This window comes from Mycobacterium parascrofulaceum ATCC BAA-614 (assembly GCF_000164135.1).
GTDB classification, from domain to species: Bacteria; Actinomycetota; Actinomycetes; order Mycobacteriales; family Mycobacteriaceae; genus Mycobacterium; species Mycobacterium parascrofulaceum.
Genome location: NZ_GG770559.1, coordinates 46,822 through 55,516, shown reverse-complemented (window position 1 = coordinate 55,516; position 8,695 = coordinate 46,822). Strand labels below are relative to the sequence as shown.

The window sequence follows — 8,695 nt, the reverse complement described above, 5'->3', positions numbered from 1 at the left end:
GTGATCCTGCTCTGTGCTGCTGCGCTGCAATTCGCTACACCTGCATCAGCGGATCAAACTGATGATGACTTCCTCGCCGCACTCAAGAAACACGGGATCGTCTTTACCAACCGCGATGCCGCGATCGCCACCGGCCATAGGGTGTGCACCGGACTCGATGCAGACCAGACGCCAGCCAACCTGATTTTATCGCTGGTTAAAGACACCGACCTTTCGGCGCATGTGGCCGGCTATTTCTTCGGCGCCGCGGTGAATTCCTACTGCCCGCAATACCGCCCCGATACGCCCTAGCCGGGGGCATAGACGAATGGAGACGGACAAATCGCGCACCACGTGCGGCCAAGGGGCTCTCCGCGGGCGGCCCACGCGCTGCGCTGATACCCACCACCTATTCCTTCGTGTCAACATGGTCCCGAAGCCGACTCGTTGACTCATCCATGGTGCGCGCGTGCAGCGGGGCTGGTTCGAGCAACGGGTGGATCCGACCTTGGCATTGGGTTAGTTGCCGGTGACCCCGGCCGTTGAAGGTGATGGCAAGCGCGTTGAGTGGGGACTTCAAACTCATTCCCCCATCGTGCCTTGCCGGCTCCCGCTGCCCCAACGGAACTCCAGTCGTAGTTCTTCCGTTTCCTGACATGGCTACCCGTTATAGCTGATACCTTCGCGACCTCGGGGGAATCTCAGCTTTGTGGCTGTCGTCTCTGATCGGTTGCCCCTCGCCTGAACTAGTGATTGTCTGGCGTTGCCGCAGCGCACCGATCGCGTGCCGTTCAGCGGATTGCGCGGCGCGGGCGAGTGCGTCGCTTTCCTCGGCCGGATCCGGACGCAGGAAGCTGCCGGTGCCGGGGGCGCCGCCGGCACCGAGTTTGTTCATCCGTTTTGGCACTGCCGCGCCCTGATATTCCAATGGAATTGGGGGCCGTGTTCGTCGACGTCTCCAAGCGTTTGATGTATTTCGATGTAGGCGCCGTGGGGAAGGCGCTTGATGATGCCGGTCTCGATGCCGTGCTGAAGCACCGCGCGGTCGCCGCGCTGCAGCCCGATGCACCACCGATAGGTGATGTAGTAGATGATCGGCGGCAGCACCACCATGCCGATGCGACCAATCCAGGTCGTGGCGTTTAGCGAGATGTCAAACTTGTAGGCCAGGATGTCGTTCATGCCGCTGAAGGTCAGCACCAGGTAAAAGGAGATTGCCATCGTCCCGATGGCGGTGCGCACCGGCGCGTCGCGCGGCCGCTGCAGCAGGTTGTGGTGAGCGTTGTCGCCGGTGATCTTTTTCTCGATGAGCGGATAGGTCGTCAGCAGGGCGAATAGCATTCCCATGAGCAGCGCCACCCAGAACGCCGCGGGGACGGTGTGGCCCCACACGTACAGTTCCCACGCCGGCCAGAGCCGGGCCAGTCCCTCGGTCCACATCAAATAGAAATCGGGTTGGGAACCGGCCGACACTTGCGACGGCGTGTAGGGGCCGAGGTTCCAGATCGGGTTGATCTGCAACAGCCCACCCATCAGACCCAAAATCGCAACCGTCATCGCAAAGAACGCGCCGGACTTGACCGCGAACACCGGCATCACCCGCACACCCACCACGTTGTTCTCGGTACGGCCGGGACCGGGAAACTGGGTGTGTTTCTGAAACCACACCAACGCCAAGTGAACGCCGATGAGCGCCGCAAAGATCGCCGGGAAGATCAGGATATGGATGGCGTACATGCGGGAAACGATGATGTCGCCTGGAAAATCGCCGCCGAACAGCGCCCAGTGCAGCCACGTGCCGATCACCGGGACGCTCATCGTGATCGACGACAACGCGATCCGCAGCCCGGTGCCCGACAGCAGGTCGTCGGGTAGCGAATAGCCGAAGTAGCCCTCGAACATGGCCAGGATCAGCAGCAGCGCGCCGATAACCCAGTTGGCTTCGCGCGGCCGCCGGAACGCCCCGGTGAAAAAGACTCGGGCCAGATGCACCATGATCGCCGCGGCGAACATCAACGCCGCCCAATGATGGACCTGTCGGACGAACAACCCGCCGCGCACCTCGAAACTGATCTCCAGCGTCGACTGGTAGGCCTTCGACATCGCTACGCCGCGCAACGGCTGATAGATGCCGTCGTAGGTGACCTCGGTCATCGACGGGTCGAAAAACAGGGCCAAGTACACCCCGGTGATCACCAGCACGATAAAGCTGTATAGAGCGACCTCGCCGAGCAGAAACGACCAATGCGTGGGAAATACCTTATTGAGCTGACGCCGTACAGCCGCCGAGGGGTGATACCGCGAATCAATCGCATCGCCCTGATCGGCGACCAGGTCGTTGAGTGTCGGGCTCATCGACAACGCCGATGCCACGGGAGTAAGCAGCGACCGCATGGCTTCACGGCGAAAGTGTTTACCATTTCTCGGGCGGCTAAACGGGCAGCGGCGATCTTTACGGCGGCGTCAGCGGCGAACCCGCAAGAGTGGACCGAGGCAATGGTCGGGGTCGTTGGCGGCAGAACCCCATGCTTTGAGGCGCGCACATACTGCTTACCAACGGCGAAGCACCGCGGCAGGCAGGGTCGATTGTTCGGGTCGTCAGTGTCGCGGCTCCGCGCCACGCCAACGGGTCGTGGGTGTCTGGCCCGCGGGTGTGACGCGGTTAAGTCGCTTCAAAAGTGCTCACTTGCAGTGCAATTGCGCCCAGCAGCAGCGCTAAACGCCGTGACGGCTCACAAATTCGTGCTATGGGGTGATGCCGGCGGACTGCGAACATTGGCGCCGAAATGGGGTTTACGTACGAGTGCGAAGACGCCGCAGCCCAGCAACGTGGATTGCGCACGCCAGTAGCCGGTTCTTCATGTTCTAACACCTGGGCTTGGAGGTTGGTGTTATTCGCCCAGTTCACCAATGGTTCCATCGATTTGCTCTCAAATTTACGACTACGGCTGGGCACCAGGGATACGACCTGGCTTGCGGTCATCGACCCGGAAGCGTTCCGCCGCGTGGATGGTGGCTGCTACGATCAGGCACCGTGGCCCGCTACGGATCTCCGAACAACGGTGGCGATGACCAGATAAACTATACAGATCTCGGTCAGAGTCGAAAACAGTCACATTTCACCCCTTGGTATCGCAGGCCTGTGGTGTTGTTAGGAGCGGTCCTCGCGATCCTCATCGCGCTGATTACCTGGGGCATCGTCGCGCTGTTCACAGGCGGCCAGGGCGGCAGCCCCTCCATAACGACAACGACAACTACCGCGCCGACCACCAGCACGTCGGGCGGCTTCCGACTGCCGTCGCTGCCGTCGGGAATTACCCTCCCATCACTGCCGTCGAAAATCACGCTGCCATCGGAGATCACGCTGCCGTCGCTGCCTTAGCCTGAATCCACCGACGGGGCTGGTGTTGAGCTGATGCCGCCTGGTTTGATCGTGATTTTCAACAGACGACGTGTTGCATCCGCTGGTCTGCCCAGCTTTCCGTATTGCTCCAATCCGGCCTTATTGCTCCGATCCGGCCTTTCGGCGATGGTCGGGCGGTGAGCGGTGATGGGTGCTGTCCGATGATGTTGCGCTACAACGTAAGCCACGCGTCAGCCCCAGTGGCTGGGCAGATGCAAGAGGTCGACGTTGCGGTCGGGTCAGGCGGCCGGAACGTTGACGACCTTGTGGCGCCGTCTAGCATCGCGCGCCGACGGAGTTGCGTTTGACCCTCTACCCGTTGCGCGGCGCGCAACAGGTAGCCGAGCGTTTGCGGTGGGTGATATCGGCGACTGGTTCGTGAGAATTGGTAAAAATGGGTAGTAGCGGTGTAGATCGGCGAGAGCGCCTTGGCGATCGCGTCGCGGTGCTGGCGCCCGGCGCAGAGGAACTTGCCATGAACCAAGCATGGTTTAGAGCGGATCTGTGCGGTAGGCGGATACCCGTCGGGCGCGTTGGTGGCGTACGTGCGCACAGTGAAGACCATTTCCGGGCCCCACGGCGGTGCAGATCGTGTGGTCGTCTCGGCGCGGGTCGCGCTCGACCGAGCATCTGGGGCATGCAACTTCGGGTTTAAGATCGGCGCCGCCGAACCTCCTACCATTGGACTTGCTGAGACGCGTTGTGTAGGAACGTGCGCGTAGGCTTACCGGTCAATTGCTCGGCTGCCTGACTCGCACTGCTGATGTGGCAGGTCGTTGAGGCTGCGCGGTGTAAACCGTTTTCCGCGTCGCGCGAGCTTGGTTCACGATAGATGCAAGGTATCGTCAGCGCCTTCCCCAGACGCGGGTGTGGCGGCTTCGCTTCGGACGCCGGTTTGCTCGCTCCAATCAGAAGCCGACGTGTTGTTCGACGTGGCCGGCAGGCTCAACCTCGATTGTGGAATGGGTGACCCCGTAGCGTTCTGCAAGGAGTCGGCGGCTCGAGTCCAGCACGGCGTGCCAGTTAGCGCCGTCGGTGATCACCACGTGTGCGGTGGCGGCCTCCATGCCGCTGGTGACCGTCCAGATATGCAGGTCGCGAACCTCACGGACACCAGCAAGCGCGGTCAGGTCGCGGGTGGCGGCGTCGACGTCGATTCCGGGAGGTGCGATCTCCATGATGATGCGCAGCGCCTGACGCATGAGTTGCCAGGTACGAGGCAAGATGAACAGCCCGATAGCCGCGGCGACGATGCCGTCGATGTAGCGAAATCCGGTGACCGCTATCACGATGGCCCCGACGATGACCCCGATCGAACCGAGCATGTCGGAGAGCACCTCCAGGTAGGCGCCCTTGACATTCAGGCTCTCCTTTGCGCCAGCGGTGAGCAGCCGGAAGGAAAGAACGTTGACCGCCAGCCCGACCGTGGCGACGATCAACATCGGCACACCCAGAACCTCTGGCGGTGCCAGGAAGCGCCGCACCGCCTCGTAGAGGACGTAGAAGGCGACGCCGAATAGCAGCAGCCCATTGATGATCGCGGCCAGCACCTCCAACCGGTATGTGCCATAGGTGCGCTGGTCTGCGGCCGGCCGCTTTGCCATGTAGATCGCGGACAAGGCGAGCCCGAGTCCGAGCACATCGGTACCCATGTGAGCAGCGTCGCTGATCAACGCCAAGGAACCGGTGACAATACCGCCGATGACCTCCACGATGGCATAGGTGGCGGTCAACGCGAATGCGATCATCAACGGTTTCTGGTGGCGTCCACCGGCGCTGCCGATGCGCGGGCCGTGCGCGTGCCCCTCGCCATCGGGCCGGTTGGCAGTGGGCTCGACAGTGTTATCGCGCTTGCTGGATGAGCTCATCTCGATGTCTCCCGCGTTTAGCTAAATGACCACTACATGTTTCACGCTGCCGAGCTGAAAGCTCGTCGCCTACACCATCTTGGCGCAGTTCAGGGCCATACTGCCAGCGCGGGCCGCAGAAAGCAGGTTGTGCCTACGGTGGTGAGCGTCAGCCCGGTGCGCTGCGCCACTCAGCAAGCAATCCAGGAAATAGCTGACTAGCCCGCCGCTTGATACCAGTAAAGAAAGTCCTCACCGCCGAGGTCAGACATTATTTTCAGGAGTCGGCCGTGACCTGATCTGCGGCAGCGGGGGCGACTCGACGGTTGCGGCTTGCTGACACCGTGCATGGTCATCGCTGCCCGTTGTCTGGACGGCGGAAGTTCTCCCAGGGCTCACTGGTGGGCTGGTCTCGGTGGCGGGCGGCGGACGCGGGGCGCAGTGCAGCGACCGGCGCGGACGGGAGCGTCAGCGGACGGAAGCAGAGGGAGCGCAGCGGAGCCCGGAGGTAGCCGCCCGTAGGGCAGGCACGATCAGCTCGGGTAGGCGGTGAGCTGTTGGAGGGGTGCTGCGATGGCCAAGGCGGCGGGCACGCAGCGGCCGTGTCGGGGGATCGCGGGAGTAGGCAGTTACCCGTAGAGGCGTTGCCGGAGTTCACGCAGACCGGACAAACGCGGGCGTCGGTTGAGGGCTTCGATGTCGTCGATGAGTTCGGCGACGCGGGGTGATTCGGCGAGTTCTTCGACAGCAATCTGTTCGGCTTTGATCAGGGCTCGTAGTGCCTCACGCCCGGAACGCGTGAGGAGGTGGGCGCGGGCCATGTCGACCAGGTAGCGGGCTTGGCGTTCGGGCGAGAGCTGCTCGGGGTGGCGGACATATGCGGCGCGGTCGAGGGCTTGTTGGCCGTTGCCGAGTTCGACGGCGACACCCACGGCGTGCATAGCCACGTTGGTGGGTCCGAATTCGGTGTCGTGGTGGTTGCGGTCGCCGCCCAGGACGGCAGCGAGCTGGCGTGCCACCATGAGGCACTGCTCGGCGGATTCGGTGTTGGCGTCGCGGGCGTGCAGGATCGCCAACAGCAGTGCGCTGGAGCCCACCAGTGAGATCAGGCTGTGATCGCCGCCGGCGATGATGGTTTCGTGTCGTTGGGTTGCTTGGGTTAAGACGTGGCGGGCCAGTGCTTGTTCGCTGGAGTCGAGCAGAGTGCGGGCCATGCGCAGTTGGCCGGCCAGGATCAGGGCGGGGTCGTGGGTTCGTTCGGCGGCGGCGATGGCGCGGTCGGCGGCGACCCATCCCGCACCGCGGTCTCCGACTTTGACCAGCATCGCCGCGGCGGCTTGATAGGTCTGGGCGAGCAGCGAAAGGACTTCGGGGCGTTGAGTTTTGGCGGCGGTGCGGCTGGCGTTTTCCAGCTCGCCGGTCAGGGCGGCGATGGCTGGCCCCATCTCGCGGTAAGCGCTGGCGTGGATGCGCTCCCAGATGTGCTGGGTGCGCTGTCGCAGTGATTCCACATCGCAGGGTGGGCCGTCGGTTACCGGTGTGATGATGCTGTCTGGGGCGGGGTGACCGGCGATGGCCAGACGAAGCCGCTCCACGTAGGGCCGGTTGCGGACGGTTTCGGTGTCGGGTCCAAGCGTGGCTTCGATGAACTCCTGTAGCGGCGCGCCGAGCACCGCGGCCAGACGTTGTATGACGGTGAGGTCGACCAGCGGCAGTTCGTTGCGTTCGGTCCGGGCGACCCAGCTGACCGATTTGTGCATCTGGCCGGCCAAGCGCTCGCGTGACCAGTTCTTCTCGTTTCGGTAGCGGCTGACCAGTTCGCCGGGTGTGGGGTCAGCGCGGGGCACCGTGGCCTCGAAGTGGCCTTCCGTTGATCGCCCCGGCGATGGGCGCAAGCGTCCACACCTCCGGTGGGCTGGCCAGGTGCTGGGTCCGCTCGGCGAGGAACCGGCGGATGTGCGGCGCGGCCTCGTGCGCCTCGAACGCGTCGTGGTTTCGGTAGCACTCGTAGAACACCCGCACGCTTGGCTCATCGACCGCGGTGTGGCTGGCATAGACGATCGTGTCGGGTTCGTCGGCAGTGATCGCGGCCAGTGTGTGGGCCACGAGTGCGTCGAAGGCGTCCTCGTGTCCTGGGCGAACGCTGAACCTGACCAGCAGTGCGAACAATTTCACCCCCACCTGCGACACCGCCCGCGGCGCGCCGTTGTCGTCCTCGTGTGCGCGGTTGCCGCACACCCTACCCGGCTGCCACGTTGGCGGCGTTGACAAGCCGCGCAGGCACCGGCGGGGGCGGTACCGACCCGTGAATCAGCGCCCGACAGTGGGGACAGCGCACAGTTTTGCACACCCGCGGTGTGTGTTTTAGTCCGCCGTTGGTGGCCGCGGCTGGTGTCGGGCTGCACTGGGTCATGCGTCCAACGAAACCGTTGGGCCGCCTATCGAGAAGACAGGACACACCATCATGAAGTTGCGAATCGAGACCACCGGCGTGACGTTCCTCTGCACGCGGATTCCCGAGCAGCGCACCAATTTCGACACCGGTGCACCACGGATCGACAAGGCGACCGGGCAGGCGTTGTGGCAGGTCCAGTTGATCGCCTTAGATGCCACCGGCGGTGAGGTGCTGGCGGTGACCGTGGTTGGTGAGCCGAAAGTCACTGTCGGCCAACCCGTTGCGGTCTCGGGTCTGGTGGCGTTGCCGTGGTCGCAGGACGGCCGCTCGGGCATCGCGTATCGCGCCGAAACCATCACCGGTGGGGCCGACCCGGCAGCGGCCGCCGCGAAGGCGGGCCAGCAGGGCAGGTAACCGTCGGTCTGGCCCGGCAGCACCCGCATCAGCGCGGTGTGGCTGTCGGGGCAGCCTCCCCGGAAACACCCCAACCCGTCGCAATGGAAAGCGTGGCATGATGTCGAGCACTTCAAACCGTAAGAACCACAACACTAGTCAGTCATCTGATGATGACTGGATCGGCGAGCTGATCTGGGCAGTCGTTAAAGCCGCCGGGCAGCTGCTGTGGTGGGCGGTCCTGTTTCCGGTCCTCAGTATCCCGGTCATCGTCTCGGTCTGGGTCGCCATCGCCCACGGCCCCCGCGCGAGCCTGCTGAGCGCCGCCCTAGCTGTCGCGGCCTATATCGGCTGGGCAGTCGTGGAGCCGTCCTCGTTCACCGCGTGGGTGACCGACCCGGTGCGGCAGCGCTGGCTGTCGTGGTGGCGGTATCACCGCAATTGGGAGTCGGTGTGCACCCTGCACGGTCTGAGCGCCCGGCTCGGTGATCGCACCCTGGTCCCGGCACTGCGCTCGGTGCGGATCGGGCACCACGCCGACGTGCTGATTCTGCGGGTGGTGGCCGGCCAGTCGATCGCTGATTGGCACAAACGCGGCGACGCGCTGGCGGCGGCGTGGCGGGCCGAGCGGCTCACGATCCGCGCCACCACCCCCGGCGAGCTGCGGATCATCATCAG

The 8,695-nt window shown here is 63.9% G+C and carries 6 protein-coding genes and 2 pseudogenes; 4 read left to right on the top strand and 4 right to left on the bottom strand.

All coding sequences use genetic code 11. The annotated features are described in order from the left end of the window. Positions 1-291: DUF732 domain-containing protein (locus tag HMPREF0591_RS31440; RefSeq protein WP_425270254.1), on the top strand; the 291-nt coding region annotated here is incomplete at its 5' end. A 355-nt stretch (positions 292-646) separates the two neighbouring features. Here the strand turns inward: HMPREF0591_RS31440 and qcrB are convergent. Beyond that, a pseudogene (gene qcrB, locus HMPREF0591_RS25920) lies at positions 647-2,334 on the bottom strand (cytochrome bc1 complex cytochrome b subunit). A gap of 679 nt (positions 2,335-3,013) precedes the next feature. Here qcrB and HMPREF0591_RS31435 point away from each other — a divergent pair. Continuing rightward, positions 3,014-3,361 (top strand): hypothetical protein, encoded by a 348-nt coding sequence (locus HMPREF0591_RS31435; protein WP_244269112.1) that lies wholly within the window; start codon positions 3,014-3,016, stop codon positions 3,359-3,361. Between the two features lie 929 nt (positions 3,362-4,290). Here HMPREF0591_RS31435 and HMPREF0591_RS25910 read toward each other — a convergent pair. The 3 genes from HMPREF0591_RS25910 to HMPREF0591_RS25900 all read right to left on the bottom strand — a co-directional run bounded on the left by HMPREF0591_RS25910 (position 4,291) and on the right by HMPREF0591_RS25900 (position 7,404). Then, entirely contained in the window at positions 4,291-5,250 is a 960-nt protein-coding gene (locus tag HMPREF0591_RS25910) for a cation diffusion facilitator family transporter (protein WP_007171699.1), read from the bottom strand. A 608-nt stretch (positions 5,251-5,858) separates the two neighbouring features. Continuing rightward, on the bottom strand, positions 5,859-7,076 hold the full coding sequence (locus HMPREF0591_RS25905; RefSeq protein WP_007171697.1) for a helix-turn-helix domain-containing protein: 1,218 nt from the start codon (positions 7,074-7,076) through the stop codon (positions 5,859-5,861). Next, positions 7,063-7,404, bottom strand: a complete 342-nt coding sequence (locus HMPREF0591_RS25900; protein WP_244269111.1) for a putative quinol monooxygenase — start codon at positions 7,402-7,404, stop codon at positions 7,063-7,065. Before HMPREF0591_RS25900 ends, HMPREF0591_RS25905 begins: the two co-directional genes overlap by 14 nt. 289 nt (positions 7,405-7,693) lie before the next feature. Between HMPREF0591_RS25900 and HMPREF0591_RS25895 the strand changes: the two genes are divergently transcribed. Together HMPREF0591_RS25895 and HMPREF0591_RS33290 are read left to right on the top strand one after the other, a co-directional pair. After that, complete coding sequence (locus tag HMPREF0591_RS25895) at positions 7,694-8,038, top strand: SCO3933 family regulatory protein (RefSeq protein WP_007171695.1); 345 nt, start codon at positions 7,694-7,696, stop codon at positions 8,036-8,038. Between the two features lie 100 nt (positions 8,039-8,138). Beyond that, a pseudogene (locus tag HMPREF0591_RS33290) lies at positions 8,139-8,695 on the top strand (FtsK/SpoIIIE domain-containing protein); the annotation flags it as partial.